18 protein-coding genes are annotated in these 23,098 nt (G+C 52.3%); 9 read left to right on the forward strand and 9 right to left on the reverse strand.

Annotation, left to right across the window (positions count from 1 at the left end; all coding sequences use genetic code 11):
• Window positions 1-5: 5 nt before the first annotated feature.
• Both LG384_RS07430 and LG384_RS07435 read right to left on the reverse strand, forming a co-directional pair.
• Complete coding sequence (locus LG384_RS07430) at window positions 6-2,369, reverse strand: TIM-barrel domain-containing protein (protein ID WP_225760687.1); 2,364 nt, start codon at window positions 2,367-2,369, stop codon at window positions 6-8.
• 17 nt (window positions 2,370-2,386) lie between these two features.
• Complete coding sequence (locus tag LG384_RS07435; RefSeq protein WP_045441197.1) at window positions 2,387-3,688, reverse strand: MFS transporter; 1,302 nt, start codon at window positions 3,686-3,688, stop codon at window positions 2,387-2,389.
• A gap of 287 nt (window positions 3,689-3,975) precedes the next feature.
• Here LG384_RS07435 and LG384_RS07440 point away from each other — a divergent pair, with 287 nt between their 5' ends.
• Window positions 3,976-5,049 (forward strand): LacI family DNA-binding transcriptional regulator, encoded by a 1,074-nt coding sequence (locus LG384_RS07440; protein ID WP_045441198.1) that lies wholly within the window; start codon window positions 3,976-3,978, stop codon window positions 5,047-5,049.
• On the opposite strand, the gene LG384_RS07445 is transcribed toward LG384_RS07440, so the two are convergent.
• The 4 genes from LG384_RS07445 to LG384_RS07460 form a co-directional block, all read right to left on the reverse strand.
• Window positions 5,046-6,308, reverse strand: coding sequence for a DUF1479 domain-containing protein (locus LG384_RS07445; protein ID WP_225760688.1), 1,263 nt, complete (start codon window positions 6,306-6,308; stop codon window positions 5,046-5,048). The two genes, LG384_RS07440 and LG384_RS07445, sit on opposite strands and share 4 nt — an antisense overlap.
• 151 nt (window positions 6,309-6,459) lie before the next feature.
• The gene (locus LG384_RS07450; RefSeq protein WP_048221789.1) at window positions 6,460-7,275 is read right to left on the reverse strand and encodes a Cof-type HAD-IIB family hydrolase; all 816 of its coding nucleotides are present in this window, start codon (window positions 7,273-7,275) and stop codon (window positions 6,460-6,462) included.
• A gap of 248 nt (window positions 7,276-7,523) precedes the next feature.
• Window positions 7,524-9,956: a glycyl radical protein gene (locus LG384_RS07455; RefSeq protein WP_048221788.1), complete on the reverse strand. Its 2,433-nt coding sequence runs from the start codon at window positions 9,954-9,956 to the stop codon at window positions 7,524-7,526.
• A gap of 5 nt (window positions 9,957-9,961) precedes the next feature.
• On the reverse strand, window positions 9,962-10,861 hold the full coding sequence (locus tag LG384_RS07460; RefSeq protein ID WP_225760689.1) for a glycyl-radical enzyme activating protein: 900 nt from the start codon (window positions 10,859-10,861) through the stop codon (window positions 9,962-9,964).
• Window positions 10,862-10,991: 130 nt separating this feature from the next.
• Between LG384_RS07460 and fsa the strand changes: the two genes are divergently transcribed.
• Both fsa and LG384_RS07470 read left to right on the forward strand, forming a co-directional pair.
• Window positions 10,992-11,654, forward strand: a complete 663-nt coding sequence (gene fsa / locus LG384_RS07465) for a fructose-6-phosphate aldolase (protein WP_200010680.1) — start codon at window positions 10,992-10,994, stop codon at window positions 11,652-11,654.
• Window positions 11,655-11,831: 177 nt separating this feature from the next.
• A complete protein-coding gene (locus LG384_RS07470; protein ID WP_225760690.1) occupies window positions 11,832-12,773 on the forward strand; it encodes an Rpn family recombination-promoting nuclease/putative transposase in 942 nt (313 codons plus the stop codon).
• Window positions 12,774-12,823: 50 nt separating this feature from the next.
• Here the strand turns inward: LG384_RS07470 and moeB are convergent, their stop codons facing one another.
• Both moeB and moeA read right to left on the reverse strand, forming a co-directional pair.
• A complete protein-coding gene (gene moeB / locus LG384_RS07475; RefSeq protein ID WP_225760691.1) occupies window positions 12,824-13,573 on the reverse strand; it encodes a molybdopterin-synthase adenylyltransferase MoeB in 750 nt (249 codons plus the stop codon).
• Window positions 13,573-14,808 carry a molybdopterin molybdotransferase MoeA gene (gene moeA, locus LG384_RS07480; RefSeq protein WP_045441206.1) on the reverse strand — a complete coding sequence of 412 codons (1,236 nt, stop codon included), beginning with the start codon at window positions 14,806-14,808 and terminating at the stop codon, window positions 13,573-13,575. Before moeA ends, moeB begins: the two co-directional genes overlap by 1 nt.
• Window positions 14,809-15,009: 201 nt before the next feature.
• On the opposite strand from moeA, the gene iaaA reads away from it, so the two are divergent.
• From iaaA to gsiD, 5 genes are read left to right on the forward strand one after another with little or no spacing between them, the layout of a single operon-like run.
• Window positions 15,010-15,975 (forward strand): beta-aspartyl-peptidase, encoded by a 966-nt coding sequence (iaaA, locus tag LG384_RS07485; protein ID WP_045441207.1) that lies wholly within the window; start codon window positions 15,010-15,012, stop codon window positions 15,973-15,975.
• Window positions 15,962-17,833 carry a glutathione ABC transporter ATP-binding protein GsiA gene (gsiA, locus tag LG384_RS07490; RefSeq protein ID WP_048221784.1) on the forward strand — a complete coding sequence of 624 codons (1,872 nt, stop codon included), beginning with the start codon at window positions 15,962-15,964 and terminating at the stop codon, window positions 17,831-17,833. Before iaaA ends, gsiA begins: the two co-directional genes overlap by 14 nt.
• A 27-nt stretch (window positions 17,834-17,860) precedes the next feature.
• Window positions 17,861-19,399 carry a glutathione ABC transporter substrate-binding protein GsiB gene (gene gsiB / locus LG384_RS07495; protein WP_225760692.1) on the forward strand — a complete coding sequence of 513 codons (1,539 nt, stop codon included), beginning with the start codon at window positions 17,861-17,863 and terminating at the stop codon, window positions 19,397-19,399.
• A 47-nt stretch (window positions 19,400-19,446) separates the two neighbouring features.
• Window positions 19,447-20,367, forward strand: a complete 921-nt coding sequence (gene gsiC / locus LG384_RS07500) for a glutathione ABC transporter permease GsiC (RefSeq protein ID WP_045441210.1) — start codon at window positions 19,447-19,449, stop codon at window positions 20,365-20,367.
• A gap of 2 nt (window positions 20,368-20,369) precedes the next feature.
• Window positions 20,370-21,281, forward strand: a complete 912-nt coding sequence (gsiD, locus tag LG384_RS07505; protein WP_225760693.1) for a glutathione ABC transporter permease GsiD — start codon at window positions 20,370-20,372, stop codon at window positions 21,279-21,281.
• A gap of 95 nt (window positions 21,282-21,376) precedes the next feature.
• Here gsiD and rimO read toward each other — a convergent pair whose 3' ends face one another.
• Entirely contained in the window at window positions 21,377-22,684 is a 1,308-nt protein-coding gene (rimO, locus tag LG384_RS07510; protein ID WP_045441212.1) for a 30S ribosomal protein S12 methylthiotransferase RimO, read from the reverse strand.
• Window positions 22,685-22,909: 225 nt separating this feature from the next.
• Between rimO and LG384_RS07515 the strand changes: the two genes are divergently transcribed.
• Complete coding sequence (locus LG384_RS07515) at window positions 22,910-23,080, forward strand: glycine cleavage system protein T (protein WP_225760694.1); 171 nt, start codon at window positions 22,910-22,912, stop codon at window positions 23,078-23,080.
• The last annotated feature ends 18 nt before the right edge of the window (window positions 23,081-23,098 follow it).

Consider the following 23,098-nt stretch of genomic DNA (forward strand, 5'->3'; position numbering starts at 1 on the left):
TTCAATTACACCACCCACTCACTCCCGTCTTTACCATTCACCAACAGTTGGCGTTGTTCCCCTATCGGTAACGAAACTTTCAGCGCTTTCCACGCCGGACGATAATCGCCACGGGATTTAACCTTGAGGTTAATGGTTGAACTGTCACATATCATCTCCCATTCAACCCACAAGGCATTACCGTTCTGATAGCCCCAGCTTTCACCATCGTCTTCAAACAGCAGACCTGTTGCCGTTCCCACACCTTTGAGTGGGAACAACTTCAGCTCACGCTTATTGTCTTCCTCTACACTGACGTGACTGATACGTTCGCTGACTGGCAAACCGGCACCTGCACGCACCAGTAGCGGCAGTTTTTCCAGCGGGGCATCGCGGGTGATCCACTGACCGCCGGAGAACCATTCGTGGGTGTAGAAATCGTACCAGCCGGTTTCATTGTCCGGTAACCAGACGCGACGCTGGCGTTGGCCCGCCTCAACCACGCTGGCGACTAAAATATCGCGGCCAAGCAGAAAGTCATCGCACTCTTCGAATGTCTGCTCATCGTGTTCATGGTCGAGGAACGTAGGACGCAGCATTGGTTCGTCGTCGGCATGCGCCTGCCAGAGCAGCGTATAAAAGTAGGGCAGCAGACGGTAACGTAGTTCAATCGCGCTGCGAATAGCCGGGGTGACGGCTGGGTACATCCAGGGTTCATTGACTGTATGGTCATCATTCCAGGAATGGATAGTAAAGCGTGGGTGCATCACGCCGTTTTGTATCCAGCGTACAAACAGTTCGGCATCTGGTTTGTTGCCTGAAAAACCGCCAACGTCGTGACCGACGTTATACAGCCCGGAAAGACTCATCCCCAGCCCCATCCGCGTGTTATAGCGCAGTGTGTCCCAACTGGTACGGTTATCGCCGCTCCAGGTTTGCACGTAGCGTTGCATTCCGGCGCAGCCTGAACGCGAGATCAGATAGGGACGTTTTTCCGGGGCAAATCGCTGTTGTGCTTCCAGCGAGGCGCGCATCATGAGCAGTGGCATCACTGGTCGAATGTGCTTGATAGCAATCTCCTGACCAAAGCCGTTGCAGCGTGCTTCACCGTCCCAGACTTCAAACTCGTTGTTGTCGTTCCAGGTCGAGTCGATGCCCATTTCCAGCAGTTGGGTAGTAACTCCTTCCTGCCACCACTGAATGGTTTGTGGGTTGGTAAAGTCGAGGTTAGACCCTTCGTCATCCCAGAAACTTGAGCGTTCCGGCGCATTCGTTTCTGAATCACGAATGAACAGGCCCTTTTCGGCGACTTCGTTATAGCGTGGGTGGTCTTGCAATAAGCACGGTTTGATGTTTGCCGCGAGTTTCAGTCCAGCTTCATGGAAGGCGCGGGACATCACTTTCGGCTGCGGCACTTTATCGTAGTTCCAGTTGAAGACGTAGCGCTTACCATTGATCGAGGTATAGCCGGAAGAGAGCTGGAATGAATCGCACGGTATTGCATGCTCATCGCACAGGCGAATGAAGTTCATTAGCTGATTCTGTGCATCCGGGGCGTCAGTGTAATGCATTGTCGAGCCGCTATACCCCAGGCTCCACTTAGGTCCGAACAGGGTTTTTCCGGTCAAACGTACAAACGCTTTGGTGACGTCCAGGACGCGTTTTCCGGTAAACATGTAGTAATCAATATCACCAGCTTCTGCCTGCCAGCGGCGATACGCGGTGTGATAGTTGTCGATTTCATTTCCCAGATCCAGCCAGCAACTGCTCAGATTGTCATAAAACAGACCGTAGCTCACATCATCACGACGGGTAATAGTAAACGGAATATGTTTGTACAACGGGTCGGTGCTGACAGCGTTATAACCCATTGCATCAAGATTACGCATTTCATAGCGTTTGCCATTGCGCTGCAAATTACCTGCTTTTTCACCTAAGCCATAAAAACGCTCATCTTTGCGACGACTCAGGTAGTGTGCCACGCCATCTCCGTGCGCATTTAGCAGGTAGGCACTGGTTGCGCGATCGCTGGCAAGCGGTTGCCATTCTCCGGCGTCATTACGATAGTGCCATTCCAGCCACAGGGGGTGATGTACAGTGACCCTTAGCTGTTCAGTGCTGATTGTCACCGTTTCATCCTGTTGTTCCAGAGTCCACGCAGGGCAGGTAAAACCGCTTAAATCATCGCGATGACGCCCCTCCCAGGGGACATCTTGCTGCGGGGCGATGCTCCAGGTTCTGTCCAGCGCCAGTTCACCTTTGCGTCTAATCAGTACGCGGAACAGATTGTCTTCCAGTACGTACAGGCACAGGTGGTGCTGGTTATCCACCAGCAGTTCCAGATGATGAGCCGACTGCTTATTAACGGTCCAGGTCTTCAGGGTTTTCATATGCAATACATCCACTATCAAGCGCGCTTGGCGCGACGTTCAGCAATAAATGCCACCAGGAAAATAGCGCCAATCAGGTCGAAGAAACCCATGGCGATGAATAGCGGGTTAAAGCCGATTTTGTCAGCGGTAACCCCAATTAAAAGGGAGAACAGGAAGCTGGCGATCCATGCCGCCGAACCACGCATGCCGTTCACGGTCGCCATCTGGCCTTTATCAAACGACTCTACGACCAGCGCACTTAACATGCAGGAGATGATCTGATGCCCGAAGCCGCCAATGGACATCAGGATCACGGCAATAATCGGATCCCGGGTGAGCGCTACCACGGCAAGTGAAATCATCAGGAATGCGCCGGTGACAGAACTGGCGATGGTTGAGTTAACTCGTGAACAGCCGAACAGGCGGGTATAGAGTTTGGTCAGATAACCACTTGCTACGCTACCCAGGTCGGCGGCGAGAAACGGTAGCCAGGCGAATAAGGCAATCTGCTTCAGATCCATATCGTATTCTTTGGCGAAGTAGAGCGGCATCCAAAAACTGAACACTGCCCAGGCCGGTTCGGCCATAAAAGCAGGGATGGCAATACCGTAAAAACGTTTGTTTTTAGCGACATCTTTCAGAGAGGTGAAAAAGGGCAGTTTTACCGGGGCGGCTTCATTATCCTGCTTGATCCAGGCCAGCTCGTCTTTGCTAAGATTCGGGTGCTGTTCCGGATTATGGTAGAACACCCACCACAGAATGACCCACAGCAGCGCCAGCACACCAGTGAACATGAATGCGCCCTGCCAGCCAAATGAGGCGTGCGCGAAATAAATAATTGGTGGAGCCAGCATTGCGCCAATCGAGAAACCCACACCAGCCCAACCGGCAGCAACAGGACGTTCAGCTTTCGGGAACCATTCGCCAAGGGTTTTGGCGTTGGCTGGGGTGGCGGCGGCTTCCGCACCACCCATAAAGAAGCGCAGGATCGCCAAATGCAGCCAGCTACCAGCACCCGCGTGAGCGATACAAGCAATGGCCCACAAGCATGCGCAGACCATAAAGCCGAGCTTCAGACCGATTACATCAATTAACCAGCCGCACAGAGGTTGAAAAAGTGTATAGGCGAGCTGGAAGGCACCGACAATCCAGGAATATTGTTCGGTGGTAATACCCAGGCTCAGTTTTAGCTCCGGAGCCAGAATACCCAAAGAGTTTCGGGTGATGTAGTTAACCGTCACGCCAAGTAAAAAAAGCACCAGCACATACCAGCGCAAATTTTTAATCACCCGGCGAGTTTTATTTGCCGCAACCGTGTTGTTAATGTCCTGACTCATTTTTTCTCTCCACAAGACGGACGATGTAGGGGGAAATCCATTTCGATTGATATATATCTATCACTTTGATAGTTAATTGTTTTTTTAATTAATACTGATATCAAACTAGTATGGAAGCGTTGTGCAAATTAACCTTAAGCGAGAAATTTGGTCGGTAATAGCAGAATTTGTGCAAGCTTTCTCATAACCATGCATCTGAATTTGGCATCATGCTTTCGAGGTCAGTTACTGCTTAATCTGAACGCTGTGAAAATTTTTTCATTTACCTGGTGGACCGAGATCACAAAATGGATAAAAGGTTAAAAATCGCAGAAATTGCTGCCCGGACGCAGCTCTCTATCAGCACTGTTTCCCGCGTTCTCGCAGGGAAGGCCAACACCAGCGAAAAAGCACGGAGTAAGGTGCTGGCATGTGCGCGGGAACTGGGGGTGATGGAGGGAATGGCTGCGGGTCGACTGCTGCTGAATAATCTGTTGGTTTTTGCACCGCAACGGGCATTCGATGAGCGGTCTGATATCTTTTATTTCCGCGTTCTGCAAAGTTTAAGTAAAGGCTTGGCTTCCCATGAAGTACGGCTGCGTTACTGCGCGCTGGAGGAGTTGGATAGTGATGCACAGCTTTTTCTGACACGCATCAATGAGCCGGAAACGCAGGCGGTGATTTTGCTGGGCATTGACGATCCGCATATTCATGATCTTATGGTTGATGTCGGCAAACCGTGTGTGTTGATCAATTGTCGCGACAGGCATGTTCGTTTGCCTGCAATCGCTCCCGATCATCGCGCGGTTGGCGAACTGGCGGCCGAATACCTTTTTGAAATGGGACATCGGGAAATCATCAACGTGCTTTGTCTGCGTCGTTACACCATGGAGCTTCGGCTGGCAGGGATCCGCGATGCGTGGCAATCGCGAAATCTGAAATTTAATGACAAACGCGATCTACTGGTGGTGCCCAGTTTCAGTGCAAAAGAAACGGAGCTACAAATAAGCGAATGGCTGAAGCAGACGTCGGCGAAAACGCTACCGACCGCGTTTCTGGTTGGCGGGGATTTTATGGCGGCAGGGACGATCAGTGCCCTGCAAAAGCACGGGCTACGGGTACCACAGGATGTCTCGGTGATGAGTATTGATGGCTTTAATCTGGCGGCAGTTCAGGATGTTCTCTTAACTGCAGTACACGTTCCACGTGATGAGTTGGGCATTGAGGCGGTACATATGCTCCAGCAACGGCTGGTGCGACCCGATGCCCCGATTGGCACTCTGTTGCTTAATGGCGCGTTGACAATACGTGAATCAGTCCGGCGGATACGTCAGGGAAAACGACGCACCGCCGTAGAGAGAGAAGGCCTGTATGATGATTAAATCATTCCCAGTGCGCGTTTGCCGTGGATATTCAAATCCTCCAGCCTAAAGCGTCCTTCCCAGTCGGTTTCATAATCTTCACGCGGAAAATCGCCCGGTGATGCGCCTTTTTCCAGTGCCGCCTTCACCTTATGGGCGTAGGCGAGATTTTTCTCGCACATCGGTGCGGCGGGAATGTACATCACATTACCCCAGCCCTGTTGATTTTCTACAGGGGCTACGGAGTGGATCACATCGCAATGCCACCAGACGGAATCTCCGGCCTCCAGTTGTGGAATGCTGGTTAGCGCTTCGATCAGCAGCGGATGCCATTGTTCTGAAACTGGCAGCACTCTTCCTGGGGCTACGCCGCACAGTTCATCTTCCGGGACATCATCCAGAAGTGGCCGCAACAGGATATAGGCCATGGCTTCAGGAACAGGCACTACGTGCAACAGCCCCTGGCCTGGCAGCATATCGGACAACGCTGTCCAGCCCTGGAATGTACGAAACACCGAACATTTGGTCGTGTTATCCACCGTGTACTCTTCGACTTCAGTGCGGTGCGCCGCATGCCACGGATCGTATTTCGCCAGATTGCCATTAAAGACGTTGGCGAAAACGCGCTGATAGGCCGGAAGCAGCCAGCGTTCCAGTGCACCTGAGTCAGTATGTGCTCCAAGGCCTTTAGAGGTGGTTCCCGGTGGGCGGCGGCGAATACGGTCCGGATAGATGACGCTGACGTCCGGGTTAAACCACTGTTTACCCTCGCTTTCAAACGTCCACAGCCGGTTGAGAAGCGACTGCGCATTAGCCATCTCCTCGCTCTGGCGGGCCTGCATTTGCGCCTGTGACCAGTAAATCGGATAGATCTCAGGACGTGATGCACTCAGGGTACCGAAGAAATTGTCTCCCGGTCCTTTGTAGACCTCATCAAAGCGGTTGCGGTCCAGATAGTCCAACATTGACTGATCCCAGCCGAGAGCCTGTTCGCGGGGGAAATGGCCTTTGATAACCGCGCATCCGCGACGTTTAATCAGTTCACGCTGTTCTGATGTGACAGTACCTGCTTTGATATCGGCATAAGAGAGCATCGGCCAGACGGCATCACCCTGCGCTTTGAGGGCGTTGATCTCTGCCACCCTCGTGGCAATGGTATCGCTAAGCTGATTGAAGATCTGTTGGACATCACCAAGTTGCGCCCGCAGTTCCTGCTTCATCTGACGGATTGCTGCTTTATGATCAGCAGGCAATGTGCCGCTGGTAAAAGTAAAAGCCATAACCACCTCACATAAATCTTCATTCGAAACTAATTTAACTTACATATGACAATATAAGTTATAAATAAGTTAATGCAAGTTTAATAATTTGATGAGGGGCGCAGAATGCAAAAAGAGAGAAAACCGGAGTGGAGTACTCCGGTAGACAGGCTCAGGCGTTAAAGGGGGAGGTGTTATCCAGCACGGCCTGAATCACGTTCAGAGCACCCTGATGGTTGTTATCACTGGTCTGATAACGGGCAATGGATTTGATGCTCTCGGCTGCGTTTGCCATGGCGAAAGAGTAGCGTGCCATTTTCAGCATTTCTGCATCGTTGCCGCTGTCGCCAATTGCTACCACGTTCTGCGGAGACAGGTTCCAGCGTTTTAGCAGGCGGCTGATACCATTCGCTTTGTGCAAACCTGGAATAATCAGGTCAATAAAGCCAAAGCCGCTGGTGACGGGCTTCATAATGCCGTCCAGCGAGGTATGCAGATGGTCAATTACCAACGGGATTTGCTGATCGGGCAGATTTAGTGAGAACTTAAACAGCACATCATCGATATCCTGATAATCTTTTACCGGTTTCAGCCGGTGATAGTGTTTCGACATCAGGGAGACAAAGGCGTCCGGCGCATTTTCACTGACGTAGGCGCTTTGCAGACCGCAGGCTACGAAGTTGAGCTGTTTATCTTTTAGCAGCTCGCCAATGACGATACGGGATTCATGGCGGGTAAGCTCGCCGTGAAACAGCTGTTTACCATGCTCATACACCAGCGCACCGTTCTCTGCGACAAAAGAGATCTCATCTTTGAGTTCCGGGAAAAAGGAAATGAGCTGGTAATATTGGTTACCGCTGGCGACAACAAATTCAATGCCTTGTTTTTTCAATTGCTGATACTGCGCCATAAATCGTTCACGATCGTATTGCTTGGCGTCGTCGAGAAAAGTTCCGTCCATATCGGTGACGATAACTTTGATGGTCATAAATGCTCCTGGCTTTCACTGCAACCAGCAACATTCTAATAACAATGTGACCTACAGCACAAATTTAATTTCGAATGAAAGTTTCCACTTCGTCTTTCACGCCACAGGTGCGTTGGCAGTGGTGGTTCGCCCCAGTCGCTTACTGATGTAAGCTCCTGGGGACGTACCGCCTTGCCGCGTTCCTGCAACTTGAAATCCATTGGGGAATGGTTCAAGACTGGATAAACACGGTAGTTATCCGAGTGGTGCTACAGCATATGTTCCGTACGGGCGATGATATCGTCCTGCGCATCCGGAGACAGGGCGGTGAAGAAGGCGGAGTAGCCAGCGACACGCACCACCAGATCACGATACTGATCCGGATGTTTTTTGGCTTCCAGCAGCGTTTCACGGGAAACGATGTTGTACTGGATATGCCAGCCTTTGTGCTCTTCAAAGAAGGTGCGCAGCAGGATCATTAGTTTCTGCTTATCAGACTCATTCTCCAGCGTCGCTGGATTCAGTTTCTGATTGAGCAGTACGCCGCCGAGAATCGAGCCGGTAGGCAACTTGCCAACCGAACCAATAACCGCAGTCGGACCGAGATGATCGGTGCCGGAGGCCGGGCTCGCGCCTTCCGCCAGCGGAGTATGGGCTTTACGGCCATCCGGCGTCGCCATAGTTGCTGCACCAAACGGCACGTTTGCGGAGATGGAAGAGGTACCGGCATAGTAATTGCCACCAACCGGGCCACGGCCGTAACGTGGGTTATGGTACTGTTTCAGTTCGTCGATATAGGTCTGATAAGCGCGGGCCAACAGAGTATCGACGCTGTCATCATCATTACCGTATTTTGGCGCACCGTTGATCAGACGCTGGCGTAACTGCTCATGAGTCAGACCGTCAAAGTCATCTTCCAGTGCGGCAGCCAGCTGTTGCTGACCAATAACCCCCTGTTCGAAGACTAACTTTTTCACTGCCGCCAGACTGTTGCCGAGGTTAGCAATACCGACCTGCAAGCCAGATACCCAGTCATACTTTGCGCCGCCTTGCTTAATGCTTTTTGCACGCTCAATACAATCGTCTACCAGTGCGGAGCAGAGAATGTCATGAACATTTTCCTCCAGCATGGTATCGACTACGTACTCAATCTCGATGGATTTACGTGTGTAATAGCGGATCTGCGTATCCCAGGCAGCCATTACTTCGTCGAAATTATCGAAGTTACCCGCGGAGAGTGCTTTTTCCTGTGGCAGGAACACTTTCCCGCTGGTGGCATCACGACCACCTTCCAGTGCAGCCAGCATTACGCGGGCAAAGTTGATAAAGCTCATGCCGGTGCAGCGGTAGCCCCACTTACCGCCAACGGCGGTTTCGATGCAGCCAATCGCCGCATAGTCGTAAGCGTCCTGAGGTTCAATACCGAGCTTAATGAATTCCGGGATGACGATTTCATCATTGTTAAAGGCCGGCATCCCGAAACCGCAGCGAATTACCTGTACGCAGGCATCAAGGAAATCGTTACTCATTCCCGCGTGATAGCGCACGCTGAGGTTTGGCTGAGTTGAACGAAGACGACCGCAAGATTCCAGAATGGCATAAGAGAGCGGATTGACCGCATCTGTTGGTTGACCGTTAAGCAGATTTTGCCCGCCAATGGTAACGTTTTGATATAACGGGCTGCCTGCTGACGCTTTTGAGTGGGACCCGGAGCGGATTTTGTTCACTTCCAGCAGTTTCAGCCAGCAGCTGTGCAGCAGTTCAATGGCATGCTCACGATCCAGTGACTGGTTCAGCTCCACGTCACGACGATAGAACGGATAGAGATACTGGTCCATGCGACCAAACGATACCGAGTGACCGTTTGATTCAATTTGCAGAATCAACTGGATGAAGTAGCACAATTGCAGCGCTTGCCAGAAGGTCTGTGGTGGCTGGTGGGCAATAACATCGCAGTTTTCCGCTATTGCCAGCAGTTCATCGCGGCGACTTTCGCGGGTCTCTGTGGCCGCCATTTCACGCGCCAGGTCGGCAAAACGCTCAATGTGCAGACTCACCGCGTCGAGGACGATATCAATGGCTTTCAGGAACTGATCGCCATGCAGGTCTTCCAGGCAGGTGAGGTTAATGCGGGCACGACGCTCGTCGACTTTGTGGCGCAGACCATCAAGACCTTTTTCCAGCACCAGCGGGAAGTTTACCGCCAGATGCGCATCACCAGAGGTCATGTTGCCTTCGGCTTTGATAATACCGGTTTCCAGCAAACCTTTTTGTTCGTCGGTGAACATACCGTAGCAGCGATCCTGCACGGTCTGACCACGCCACCACGGGCAAATTTCATGCAGTACCCGCTTGTTTTCTTCGCTAACCGCAAAGCCTGCGCCCGGGCGATCCGCCAGGTCGTCGATCTCTTTTTCAATCCAGGAAACGGTATATTCCGGGAAGATAGGCGCGGCGCGCACTTCGCTTGCCTGGTTACCTATAATCAGCTCGTCATGCTTGATCCAGATTGTTCGTTCCGCCAGATGATGCGCCAGTGCCAGCGCGCGCCGAACCGGGACAGGCTTATCCAGATGTTGCTGATACATCTCGGTGTAGTGTTGGGCGCGCTCAGTACAGACTGGCGGTTTCACGATGTGGATCAGGGCCGTTTTGTGCGCTTTGATACGATCGCTGAGTATATCCAGTTTCAGTGTGGTCATGGCGGTTATCCTCGTAGGGTCGTGGTTAAACCTTTATGGCAGGCATACTGCTCGGCAAATTCAAGCAATGCAGGCGCATCAAGCGGTTTATCCGGGGCGTTGTAGGGTTGACTGAGTAAGTGGTATTTGTTGATGCCCAGGGTGTGGTAGGGCAAAAAATGAATCTCACCGACGTGAAGTTCATCGGCGGCAAAATCGGTAATGGCTTTGATGGCTGCTTCGTCAGCGTTGAATCCCTGAATTAACGGCACGCGGATAATCATTTTTTTACCGGCCGCGGCCAGTTTTTTCAGATTTTCCAGTACGCGTGCGGCGCTACCATCGGTCCACTGTTTAAACGGCGCATCGGCCACATGTTTTAGATCGGCAAGAAACAGATCGATGTCTGGTAATGAAGGTTCAATATACTTCCAGGGTACATGCAGACAGGTTTCGACGGCCGTGTGAATACCTGCGTCGTGGCTGGCTTTCAATAATTCTGCCGCCAGTTCCGGCTGCATAAACGGTTCGCCGCCGGAAAGCGTTATCCCGCCACCGCTGCGATCGTAAAACGGTTTATCGCGCAGCACGGTGGACATGATTTCTTCCACACTTTTGACTTCGCCGCAAACGGTCAGTGCCTGAGTTGGGCAGCAGTGGGTCAGTGCAGTGATCGCTTCATCACTTAGTTTTTCGCGATGGATTAACAGGCCGTTCAGCGCACGCTCAATCACCGCGGGTGCGGCCTGAGCACACAGGTCGCAGCCGTCCAGGCACAGACGCGCGTCGTATAACAGATCCTGTGTACGGGCGCGACTCTCTGGATTCTGGCACCAGCGACAGCCCAGGGAGCATCCTTTAAGGAACACTACGGTACGGATACCGGGACCATCGTGAGTGGAATAGCGCTGAATATTGAAAATCATAAGCGGCCTCTTTTCTTTCATATAAAGATTAAATTACTTTCGAATGAAAGTTATATTGACGTGCGTCAACTAACTGCGAGGTTTTGCCGTGCTACCTTTTATCCAGGCAAATATTCGTTGAGGAAAGGTTATGGAACTCTATTTAGATACGTCTGACATTGACGCGGTGAAAGCCCTGGCGCGTATTTTTCCGCTGGCAGGAGTGACCACAAACCCGAGCATTGTGGCAGCAGGCAAGAAGACGCTGGAGATGTTACTACCGGCTTTGTATGACGCGATGGGAGGCCGGGGGCGTCTGTTTGCTCAGGTAATGGCGACGACCGCTGAGGGTATGGTTAGCGATGCGCGTAAACTTCGGGCCATTATTCCTGATATCGTGGTGAAAGTACCGGTCACAGCAGAAGGTCTGGCGGCGATTAAGTTACTGAAGGAAGAAGGGATCCCGACGCTGGGCACGGGAGTATATGGTGCGGCACAGGGATTGTTAGCTGCGCTGGCGGGAGCAGAATACGTTGCACCTTATGTTAACCGCGTGGATGCGCAGGGGGGCGATGGGATTCAGATGGTGGCCGATCTGCAGAACTTACTGAAAATGCACGCTCCGCACGCCAAAGTTCTGGCTGCCAGCTTTAAAACGCCACGTCAGGCGCTGGATTGCCTGCTGGTCGGCTGCGAAGCCATCACACTGCCGTTGGATGTTGCTCAGCAGATGATAAGTTCCCCAGCTGTTGATGCCGCTGTAGCCAAGTTTGAGCACGACTGGCAGGGGGCGTTTGGTCGGACATCTCTTTAAGCCGAATATGCCGGGTTGGCCCGGCATTTCTGCGTACACTATCCCGCAAAAATGAATCCGTTACAGTTGAGGCGGTTTATCTCCGAACTGTGTTCGTATATCCGATAAAGTCTGGGTGTTATCCGTCACGATGGCGAGTACAGTCGCGTCATTATGTGAATCAGGTGACGGACCACCATGAAGAAATCGCCCACTTCCACACCGCACGATGCGCTATTTAAAACATTTTTAAAGTATCCGGAGACTGTCCGCGACTTTATTGAAATTCATCTTCCCTCCAGGTTACGTACATTATGCGATCTTACGACATTAGAACTGAAACCCGCCAGTTTCATCGAAGAAAACTTGCGCGCCTATTATTCCGATGTGCTCTGGTCGATGAAAACCAGTGAGGGTGATGGTTATATCTATGTGGTGATTGAACATCAAAGCAGTCCCGATACTCATATGGCGTTTCGCCTGATGCGTTATGCGATAGCGGCAATGCAAAGCCATCTCGACGCTGGGCATGACACGTTACCGTTAGTGGTACCGATGCTGTTTTATCACGGCATCGACACGCCTTACCCTTTCTCGTTGTGCTGGCTGGATGAGTTCGATAATCCGGCGTTGGCACATCAGCTTTACCTGTCGGCATTTCCATTAGTGGATATCACAGTCGTTCCGGATGATGACATCATGCAGCACCGACGCGTAGCGCTTCTGGAGCTGATGCAAAAATATATTCGTCGGCGTGATCTGATGGGGCTGGCAGACAAAGTGGCCTCGCTCCTGACTACTGGAACCACTAATGACAGCCAGCTAAAAGCGCTGTTTAATTACCTGCTTATCCAGCACGGACACAAACCGAGATTTAGTCGATTTATGCGTAAACTGGCGCAGCAGGTACCCGGATACAAGGAGAGTACAATGAACATTGTAGAAAAAATACGCAGGGCGGGACAGAGGAAAGGGCTGCGGGAAGGTATGCAACGTGGTCTTGAAAAAGGTTTAGCCGAAGGGCGCCGTGAGGAAGCGTTGCGTATTGCTGGCTCAATGCTGGAAGACGGTCTTCCACGGGAGTTGATCGTCAGAATCACCGGGCTTTCTGAGGATGATGTTAAATCACAGAGGCATTGAACACTGGCTTTATGCAGCCCCGGCGAGTGTGTGTCACCGGGGGCTACATATTACTGCCCGCACACCTCGCAGCCTGGGTTACGCATTAGCTTCATTTCGCGAAACTGGCAGGTCATTGCATCGTACATCACGATCTTTCCTGTCGCTGGTTTACCGTAGTTTGCCAGTAACTTAATTGCTTCCATTGCCTGCAATGAACCGATCACGCCAATTAGCGGAGACATCACCCCGGCTTCCACGCAGGTTAAGGCGTTTTCGCCAAACAGTCGGCTCAGGCAGCGATAGCAGGGCTCTCCGTCCTGCCAGGTAAATACGCTGATTTGCCCTTCCATGCGAATTGCCGCACCGGACACAAGTGGAATCTTAGTGGCAAAACAGGCGGCATTTAGCTGATTACGCACCGCGACATTATCGGTACAATCCAGCACCAGATCATGCTCAGCAATTAGCGTATGAATAGCGGCATCATCCAGCAGCGCATTGATTGGCGTAATCGTAATATGTGGATTGATCCGCGCCAGTGCGTCTCGAGCAGACTCTACTTTTGGCATCCCTACCGTAGCATCGCTGTGAAGCGTCTGGCGCTGGAGGTTAGAAACTGAAACGGTATCAAAGTCGAGCAGGGTCAAATGCCCGATACCCGCACCCGCCAGGTACTGGGTAGCAGCACAACCAAGTCCTCCCAGACCAACGACCAGTACCCGCGCCTCTTTAAGCGCTTCCTGACCTTCAAAATCAAAGCCGCGCAGGATGATTTGCCGGTTATAGCGCATCATCTCCTGGTCGCTGAGTTCTGCCATTACAGGCCTCCAAACAGTGCGTTAAACGGTTCGACCTCTACCCACTCTCCGGCCTCCACGTTACCGCGGTCGCGCTCCAGTACAATAAAACAGTTACCCTGGCTGAAGGAGCTAAAAATATGCGAGCCCTGATGACCGGTGGTGGTGACCTCCAGTTCGCCCTCTGCCGTGCGCTGCAATACTCCGCGTTGGAAATCCAGGCGCCCTGGCGTTTTTTTCAGGCGTGATGCGGTGCGCACGCGCTGGCGAGGTGGAAGCCCGCTGGCCGTATTACCACTGAGTTTCGCTAAAAGTGGCTGCACGAGTTGATAGAAGGTGAGGGCTGCAGAAACCGGGTTGCCTGGCAGGCCGCAAAACCAGCTATTGCTTAGTTTACCGAAAGCAAATGGCTTGCCTGGCTTGATCGCCAGCTTCCAGAACGCGATCTCTCCCAGTTCTTCCAGTATGGTTTTGGTGTAGTCTGCTTCACCCACAGAAACACCGCCGGAACTGATAACCACGTCGGCCTGGCTGTCAGCTTCGATAAACGCCGCGCGTAACGCATTTGGATCGTCGCGGATAATGCCTAAGTTGATTACTTCGCAGCCCAACTGTTGCAGCATGAGATGCACGGTCAGGCGGTTGGTGTCATAAATTTGTCCGTCGCCCAGTGGTTGGCCTGGCAACTGCAATTCATCACCGGTGGAGAAGAGTGCTACGCGCACTTTGCGAACCACCTGGACCTCAGCTATACCCAGCGATGCCAGCACGGGGAGTTCAGCCGTCGTCAGGCGAGTTCCTGCGGGAAAGACAACAGCGCCGTTGGAAATATCTTCGCCGCGCCGACGGATATTTTGCCCGGTGCGGACATCCGCAGTAAAACGGATGCCGCCGTCAGTTTGTTCGGTTTGTTCCTGCATCACCACCGCTTCACAACCGGCAGGAACCGGTGCGCCAGTCATAATACGAATGCAGGTTCCCGCTGGCCATTCACCATGGTAAGGCTGACCGGCAAAGGCTTTACCTGCAACAGTGAGCGGCTGACCGGATTGTAGATCCTCTACACGTACCGCGTAGCCGTCCATTGCCGAGTTATCAAATCCCGGTACATCACAAGGGGAGACTACGTCAGTTGCCAGAATACGACCGAAGCATTGAACCAGGGGCAACGTTTCGACTGCGGTGAGTGGGGTAATAGACGACAGCATCTGAGTGAGTGCCGTTTCGAGCGGCATCAGTCCGGTGGTAAATTCCATGAGAAGACTCCTGCGAGGCAAAATCGAATCTGGCCATTATGTCAGAAAACAGGCGTCGACAGTATGCCACCTCAGTCTTAGGTGCGGGGCTTTATCTTTACATGACGTCTGCATCTTTCTATATTCAAAAATCGAATCAATAACTCACAGAATTTCTGATATTTATAACCCCGATACCAGCCACCTTAATGGACGATAAAAATGAGCAAAGCAGTCATTGCAATTCACGGTGGTGCTGGCGCAATAACCCGCTCACAACTGAGTCAGGAGCAGGAGTTACGTTATATACAGGCGCTGTCAGATATCGTTGAGGTGGGGCAACGGATGCTTGAAGCGGGTCAAAACGCGCTGGATGTCGTCACCGAAGCCGTACGTCTGCTTGAAGAGTGCCCTCTGTTCAATGCCGGAATTGGTGCGGTGTTTACCCGTGATGAAACCCATGAGCTGGATGCTTGCGTTATGGACGGTAATACGCTGAAGGCGGGAGCTGTTGCCGGGGTTAGCCACCTGCGAAACCCGATCCTTGCTGCTCGTCTGGTGATGGAGCACAGTCCGCATGTCATGATGGTGGGGGAAGGGGCGGAAAATTTTGCCATTGCGCAGGGAATGACGCGCGTTGCTGCCGATATTTTCTCTACACCAGAGCGTTTTGCACAGCTTGTGGCGGCGCGTACGGCGGATGAGACGATACTTGATCATAGTGGTTCGCCATTGGACGAACGCAATAAAATGGGGACCGTCGGTGCGGTAGCGCTGGATCAGTACGGCAATCTGGCTGCTGCGACATCAACGGGTGGTATGACCAACAAATTGCCGGGGCGCGTCGGTGACAGTCCGCTGGTCGGTGCGGGGTGTTATGCCAATAATGCCAGTGTTGCTGTCTCCTGTACGGGAACTGGCGAAGTATTTATTCGTGCGCTGGCTGCTTATGACATTGCGGCGCTGATGGATTATGGCGGTCTGAGCTTATCAGAGGCGTGCGAACGCGTGGTGATGGAGAAATTACCGGCGTTGGGCGGCAGCGGTGGGCTAATCGCCGTCGATCATGAAGGTAACGTCGCTTTACCGTTTAATAGTGAAGGCATGTACCGTGCCTGGGGATATGCCGGCGATACGCCAACTACCGGTATTTACCGGGAGAAAGGAGATACCGTTGCCACACAGTGATGAGCTTGATGTCAGCGATGTGCTGGCGGTCAGCAACCTGAATATTGCCTTTGAGCAGGAGCAGCAACGTATCAGCGCGGTGCGTAATCTGTCATTTCGCCTGAAGCGTGGAGAAACGCTGGCGATTGTTGGCGAATCCGGTTCAGGGAAATCAGTAACTGCTTTGTCACTAATGCGTCTGATAGAACAGGCGGGCGGTGAAGTAAGTTGCGATGAGATGCTGCTTCGGCGACGTAACCGACAGGTAATTGAGCTCGGTGAACAAAGCGCCTCGCAGATGCGTCATGTACGCGGTGCGGATATCGCGATGATCTTCCAGGAGCCGATGACGTCACTCAACCCGGTGTTTACCGTTGGCGAACAGATTGCCGAGTCTATTCGCTTACATCAGGGCGCAAATCGTGAAGATGCGATGGCGGAGGCCAAACGAATGCTCGACCAGGTGCGTATTCCCGAGTCGAGGGCCATTTTATCGCGCTACCCGCATCAGCTTTCCGGCGGCATGCGTCAGCGGGTGATGATTGCGATGGCGCTCTCTTGCCGTCCTGCGGTATTGATTGCTGATGAGCCGACAACTGCGCTGGATGTCACTATTCAGTCACAGATCCTTCAGCTGATTAAAGTGTTACAGCAGGATATGTCCATGGGGGTGATATTTATCACCCACGATATGGGGGTTGTTGCCGATATAGCCGATCGTGTGCTGGTAATGTATCAGGGGGAAGCTGTAGAAACCGGCAGCGTTGAACAGATTTTTCACGCTCCCCAACATCCCTACACTAAAGCGCTTCTGGCAGCCGTACCGCAGCTTGGAGCGATGAGCGGGCATGACCTTCCGCGTCGGTTTCCGCTTATTTCCCTGCATGATCCTGACCATATTGAACCAGAGACTGAACAGGACACCGTGGTTGAGGGGGAGCCGATTTTGCGGGTACGCAATCTGGTGACGCGTTTTCCATTGCGTAGCGGCATTCTTAATCGCGTAACTCGCGAAGTTCATGCAGTAGAAAACGTCAGCTTTGATCTCTGGCCCGGTGAAACGCTATCGCTGGTTGGGGAGTCAGGCTGCGGTAAGTCCACCACCGGGCGCGCGTTGTTGCGTCTGGTGGAGTCCCAGCGTGGGGAGATAACGTTCAACGGCCAACGTATTGATACGCTGGCGGCCAGCAAGCTGCAGCCGCTGCGCCGGGATATACAATTTATCTTCCAGGACCCTTATGCATCACTGGATCCTCGCCAGACGGTGGGATATTCGATTCTGGAACCGCTGCGGGTTCATGGTTTACTGCAAGGCGATGCAGCGGCAAAACGCGTGGCATGGTTGCTGGAGCGTGTTGGGTTGCTTCCTGAGCATGCCTGGCGTTATCCGCATGAATTTTCGGGCGGGCAGCGTCAGCGTATTTGCATTGCCCGGGCGCTGGCGCTGAATCCGAAAGTGATTATCGCCGATGAGTCTGTTTCCGCACTGGATGTCTCAATTCGTGGACAGATTATCAACCTGTTGCTCGACCTGCAGCGCGAAATGGGTATTGCATACCTGTTTATTTCTCACGATATGGCGGTAGTAGAGCGTATCAGTCACCGTGTGGCAGTGATGTATCTGGGACAAATTGTAGAAATTGGGACCCGGCGGGCGGTGTTTGAAAATCCTCAACATCCCTATACCCGAAAATTGATGTCGGCAGTACCAGTCGCCGACCCATCTCATCACCGGCCGCAGCGCGTACTGCTGTCGGATGATATCCCCAGCAATATCCGCAAACGCGGTGAAGAAATCTTCCCCGTCTCACTCCAGTTAGTTGGGCCGGGGCATTATGTTGCGCGTTCGCAAGCGGATAATGCGCTTTCGCGTTTATAACAGGCAGGCAGGGTTCAGGAGAATAACATGACAAAAATTGTTGCTCGAAAATGGCTGGTTGCTCTGGGGGTAGCCTCTGCACTGGCTGCGTCTCCTTCCTGGGCTGCCAAAAATGTGGTGGTGGCGGTAGGGTCTAATTTCACTACGCTCGATCCGTATGATGCGAACGATACGCTGTCACAGGCGGTGGCGAAGTCGTTTTATCAGGGATTGTTCGGTCTTGATAAAGAGATGAAACTGAAAAACGTGCTGGCGGAAAGCTACACCGTTTCCGCCGATGGCCTGACGTACCTCGTCAAACTGCGCCAGGGCGTGAAGTTTCAGGATGGGACCGACTTCAATGCCGCTGCGGTAAAAGCCAACCTTGATCGAGCCAGTAATTCGGAAAACCATCTTAAACGCTACAATTTGTATAAGAATATTGATAAAACCGAGGCCGTCGATCCGTCTACGGTGAAGATCACGCTAAAACAACCGTTCTCTGCATTTATCAATATCCTGGCGCATCCGGCAACGGCGATGATTTCACCAGCAGCACTGGAAAAGTACGGCAAGGATATTGGTTTCCATCCTGTTGGTACCGGCCCTTATCAACTGGATACCTGGAATCAGACCGATTTTGTTAAGGTGAAGAAGTTCCCAGGCTACTGGCAGCAGGGATTGCCAAAGCTTGATACGATTACCTGGCGTCCGGTAACGGACAACAATACCCGTGCGGCAATGTTGCAGACGGGTGAAGCCCAGTTTGCTTTCCCGATCCCTTACGAGCAGGCTGCGTTACTGGCGAAGAACAAAAATCTGCAACTGGTTGCCAGCCCGTCAATAATGCAGCGTTATATCAGTATGAACGTCACGCAAAAACCGTTCGACAACCCGAAGGTGCGTGAGGCGCTGAATTATGCCATCAACCGTCAGGCGCTGGTGAAAGTAGCTTTTGCCGGTTACGCGACGCCAGCGACAGGTGTTCTTCCTCCGGCGATTGCCTACGCACAAAGCTATACGCCGTGGCCTTACGATCCGGCAAAGGCACGTGAATTGTTAAAAGAGGCGGGTTATCCCAACGGGTTTACCACCACACTGTGGTCGTCGCATAACCACAGCACCGCGCAGAAAGTTCTGCAATTTACGCAGCAGCAGTTAGCGCAGGTGGGCATTAAAGCACAGGTCACTGCGATGGATGCCGGACAGCGAGCCGCCGAAGTTGAAGGGAAGGCGCAGAAAGAGAGTGGGGTGCGGATGTTCTACACCGGCTGGTCAGCGTCTACGGGCGAGGCTGACTGGGCGCTGTCGCCGCTGTTTGCTTCACAAAACTGGCCGCCAACCTTGTTTAATACGGCGTTCTACAGTAACAAGCAGGTGGACAGCGATTTATCGGCAGCATTGCAGACCAACGATCCGGCGCAAAAAGCGCAGTTGTACAAAGACGCGCAAGATATCATCTGGAAAGAGTCGCCGTGGATCCCGTTAGTGGTGGAAAAACTGATCTCTGCGCACAGTACAAATTTGACCGGATTCTGGATTATGCCGGATACCGGATTTAGTTTTGATGATGCGGATTTGCAATAAGCTATTCATTTGGCCCCTGAATAACGGGGGCCGCCGAAGGGAGTCTGATGCTTAACTATGTTTTCAAGCGCCTGCTGGGGCTAATTCCAACCCTGTTGATTGTCGCGGTGCTGGTGTTTTTATTTGTCCACCTGCTGCCAGGCGACCCTGCCCGACTGATTGCCGGGCCGGAGGCCGACGCTGAGGTTATTGAACTGGTGCGCCAGCAGTTGGGTCTGGACCAGCCGCTGCATGTTCAGTTCTGGCATTACATCACTAACGTTTTGCAGGGCGATTTCGGGACATCAATGGTCTCCCGTCGGCCGGTGGCTGAAGAGATTGCCAGCCGCTTTATGCCGTCCCTGTGGCTGACGATCGCCAGTATGGCGTGGGCGGTTTTATTTGGTATGACGGCGGGGATCATCGCCGCCGTATGGCGCAACCGTTGGCCGGACAGGGTGAGCATGGCGCTGGCGGTAACGGGGATATCTTTCCCGGCCTTTGCGCTTGGTATGCTGTTGATGCAGATATTCTCCGTTGAGCTGGGCTGGTTACCGACCGTTGGCGCAGACACCTGGCTGCATTATATCCTGCCTTCCATCACTCTCGGTGCAGCGGTGGCGGCGGTGCTTGCACGTTTTACCCGTGCCTCGTTTGTCGATGTGCTTAGCGAAGATTACATGCGCACTGCTCGTGCGAAAGGGGTAAGTGAAACCTGGGTGGTGTTAAAACACGGTCTGCGAAACGCAATGATTCCGGTCGTTACGATGATGGGATTGCAGTTCGGTTTTTTGCTTGGTGGCTCAATTGTGGTTGAGAAAGTGTTCAACTGGCCCGGGCTTGGGCGATTGTTGGTAGACTCTGTTGAAATGCGAGACTATCCGGTGATTCAGGCCGAGGTTCTGTTATTTTCTCTGGAGTTTATTCTTATTAACTTAGTGGTGGATGTGCTCTATGCCGCCATTAATCCCGCTATCAGGTACAAGTAAGGATGCGATTTTTTAACTGGCGCCGGCAGGCGATTTTAAATGCGATGCCCCTCGTGAAGCCTGAACAGATCCGTACGCCATGGCATGAGTTCTGGCGTCGTTTTCGTCGCCAGCACGTGGCGATGATCGCCGGGATATTTGTGCTGGCCTTGATCCTGGTCGCGATATTTGCCCGCTGGCTGACGCCGTTTGATGCCGAGAATTACTTCGATTATGACCGTCTGAATGACGGCCCGTCGATGATGCACTGGTTTGGCGTCGATTCATTGGGTAGAGATATTTTCAGCCGCGTGTTGGTCGGTGCGCAAATCTCGCTGGCTGCGGGAGTCTTTGCCGTCTTTATTGGCGCGGCGATAGGGACGGTATTGGGACTGCTGGCGGGCTATTACGAAGGCTGGTGGGATCGGCTGATTATGCGCATCTGCGATGTGCTGTTCGCCTTTCCTGGTATTTTGCTGGCAATTGCAGTGGTGGCGGTGCTGGGAAGTGGCATTGCTAACGTCATCATTGCTGTCGCAGTCTTCTCCATTCCGGCCTTCGCCCGTCTGGTGCGAGGGAATACGCTGGTACTTAAGCAACAGACGTTTATTGAGTCGGCGCGTAGCATCGGCGCCAGCGATACAACTATCATCTTCAACCATATTCTGCCGGGAACCGTCTCCTCGATTGTGGTCTTTTTTACCATGCGTATCGGGACATCGATTATTTCAGCCGCGAGTTTGTCATTTCTTGGGTTAGGTGCTCAGCCGCCAACGCCGGAGTGGGGGGCTATGCTTAACGAAGCGCGGGCAGATATGGTGATCGCGCCGCACGTGGCGATTTTCCCGGCAGTAGCTATATTCCTGACGGTACTGGCGTTTAATATGTTGGGAGATGGCCTGCGCGACGCGCTGGACCCTAAGATAAAGGGATAAACCGTAGGCCTGATAAGATGCTTTAGCATTGCTATCAGGCATTGCCAGATGTCAGCATAAATGGCTTATCCGGCCTACGGTTCTGTTACGTGTGTTTAGACGCGGGAGCCCCACAGATCGTATTCGTCTGCGTTTTCAACTTTCACGCGGATGATATCGCCTGGTTTCACGTTGGTTTCCCCATTCATGTACACCGCGCCGTCGATTTCAGGTGCGTCTGCCATGCTACGGCCAATGGCGCCTTCTTCGTCAACTTCATCAACGATGACCATAATTTCGCGACCTACTTTTTCCTGCAAACGTTCAGCAGAGATCTGCTGCTGAAGTTGCATAAAGCGGTTCCAGCGCTCTTCCTTCACCTCTTCCGGGATTTGATCCGGCAGATCATTTGCGCCAGCACCCTCAACCGGGCTGTACTTAAAGCAACCAACGCGATCCAGGCGAGCTTCTTTCAGGAAGTCAAGCAGCATCTGGAAGTCTTCTTCTGTTTCACCCGGGAAGCCGACGATGAATGTCGATCGCAGAGTCAGCTCAGGGCAGATTTCACGCCATTGTTTAATACGCGCTAATTGTCTGTCCACAGAGCCAGGTCGCTTCATCAGCTTGAGAATACGCGGGCTGGCATGCTGCAGTGGGATGTCCAGATACGGCAGGATTTTACCTTCCGCCATCAGTGGAATTACGTCGTCAACGTGCGGGTACGGGTAGACATAATGCAAACGGGTCCAGATACCCAGTTTTGACAGTTGCTCACACAGGTCAACCATGCTGGTTTTTACTGGTTCGCCGTTATGAAAACCAGTGCGATGCTTCACATCCACGCCGTAAGCAGAAGTATCCTGGGAGATTACCAGGATCTCTTTCACACCGGCATCAACCAGGCGTTTAGCTTCGCTGAGTACGTCGCCGATCGGACGGCTCACCAGATCACCACGCATAGATGGAATAATGCAGAATGTGCAGCGGTGGTTACAGCCTTCAGATATTTTCAGATAGGCGTAGTGACGCGGAGTCAGTTTGACGCCCTGCTCAGGTACCAGGCTCTGGAAGGGGTTATGCTTCGGCTTTGGCACATAGTGGTGAACATGCTCAAGAACCTGTTCGTAGCTATGTGGCCCGGTGATTTCCAGCACCTTCGGGTGAACTTCACGGATCTGATCGACTTTCGCGCCCAGACAGCCGGTGACAATCACCTTGCCGTTTTCGTTCAGCGCTTCGCCAATCACTTCCAGTGACTCTTGTACCGCACTGTCGATAAAGCCGCAGGTGTTAACGATAACCATATCCGCGTCGTCGTAGCTCGGTACAACATCATAACCTTCAGTACGAAGTTCAGTCAGGATGCGTTCGGAATCGACGAGGTTTTTCGGACAACCTAGTGATATAAAACCAATTTTTGCCATTTTCTTATACTGTACATTGCTCGTAATCGGGGGATTATACAGATGCCTTCACGCTACATCTATATCTGATAGCGAGAAGACGAACAGAATAAAGGGGAATTAATAGAATATCTGCTGGTGAAAGGTGTTTAGAGAGTCTAATTCCGGCTTTAAGTGCTACTTCTTGGCTATAGAAAGGCATTGGCGTAAATTTTATTCCGTCGAGCGTTATCAATGAGGTTAAATTTGAAAGATATTGTTTTGCAGGCCAAACTTGAAATGGCTAAAACACTTTATGCTAATGGCGTGAGTTTATATTATATCTCTCTCGCGACAGGTCTAACCTGGCGTATTTTAATGGCAGAATTAAGTTTTATTACTCGCCACGAAGTTATCCTGCAAAAAAGTAAAACTTGAAAACCTAAGCTTTAAATA

The organism is Citrobacter sp. Marseille-Q3906 (genome assembly GCF_916618775.1).
Classification (GTDB): domain Bacteria; phylum Pseudomonadota; class Gammaproteobacteria; order Enterobacterales; family Enterobacteriaceae; genus Citrobacter; species Citrobacter murliniae.

Bases quoted from the DNA above. Each gene is read 5' to 3' on its own strand.
- fsa (WP_200010680.1), top strand. From the start codon at position 10,992: ATGGAACTCTATTTAGATACGTCTGACATTGACGCGGTGAAAGCCCTG.
- LG384_RS07430 (WP_225760687.1), bottom strand. From the start codon at position 2,369: ATGAAAACCCTGAAGACCTGGACCGTTAATAAGCAGTCGGCTCATCAT.
- gsiB (WP_225760692.1), top strand. From the start codon at position 17,861: ATGACAAAAATTGTTGCTCGAAAATGGCTGGTTGCTCTGGGGGTAGCC.
- LG384_RS07450 (WP_048221789.1), bottom strand. From the start codon at position 7,275: ATGACCATCAAAGTTATCGTCACCGATATGGACGGAACTTTTCTCGAC.
- rimO (WP_045441212.1), bottom strand. From the start codon at position 22,684: ATGGCAAAAATTGGTTTTATATCACTAGGTTGTCCGAAAAACCTCGTC.
- moeB (WP_225760691.1), bottom strand. From the start codon at position 13,573: ATGGCAGAACTCAGCGACCAGGAGATGATGCGCTATAACCGGCAAATC.
- moeA (WP_045441206.1), bottom strand. From the start codon at position 14,808: ATGGAATTTACCACCGGACTGATGCCGCTCGAAACGGCACTCACTCAG.
- LG384_RS07435 (WP_045441197.1), bottom strand. From the start codon at position 3,688: ATGAGTCAGGACATTAACAACACGGTTGCGGCAAATAAAACTCGCCGG.
- LG384_RS07470 (WP_225760690.1), top strand. From the start codon at position 11,832: ATGAAGAAATCGCCCACTTCCACACCGCACGATGCGCTATTTAAAACA.
- gsiC (WP_045441210.1), top strand. From the start codon at position 19,447: ATGCTTAACTATGTTTTCAAGCGCCTGCTGGGGCTAATTCCAACCCTG.
- LG384_RS07460 (WP_225760689.1), bottom strand. From the start codon at position 10,861: ATGATTTTCAATATTCAGCGCTATTCCACTCACGATGGTCCCGGTATC.
- LG384_RS07445 (WP_225760688.1), bottom strand. From the start codon at position 6,308: ATGGCTTTTACTTTTACCAGCGGCACATTGCCTGCTGATCATAAAGCA.
- gsiD (WP_225760693.1), top strand. From the start codon at position 20,370: ATGCGATTTTTTAACTGGCGCCGGCAGGCGATTTTAAATGCGATGCCC.
- LG384_RS07440 (WP_045441198.1), top strand. From the start codon at position 3,976: ATGGATAAAAGGTTAAAAATCGCAGAAATTGCTGCCCGGACGCAGCTC.
- iaaA (WP_045441207.1), top strand. From the start codon at position 15,010: ATGAGCAAAGCAGTCATTGCAATTCACGGTGGTGCTGGCGCAATAACC.
- LG384_RS07455 (WP_048221788.1), bottom strand. From the start codon at position 9,956: ATGACCACACTGAAACTGGATATACTCAGCGATCGTATCAAAGCGCAC.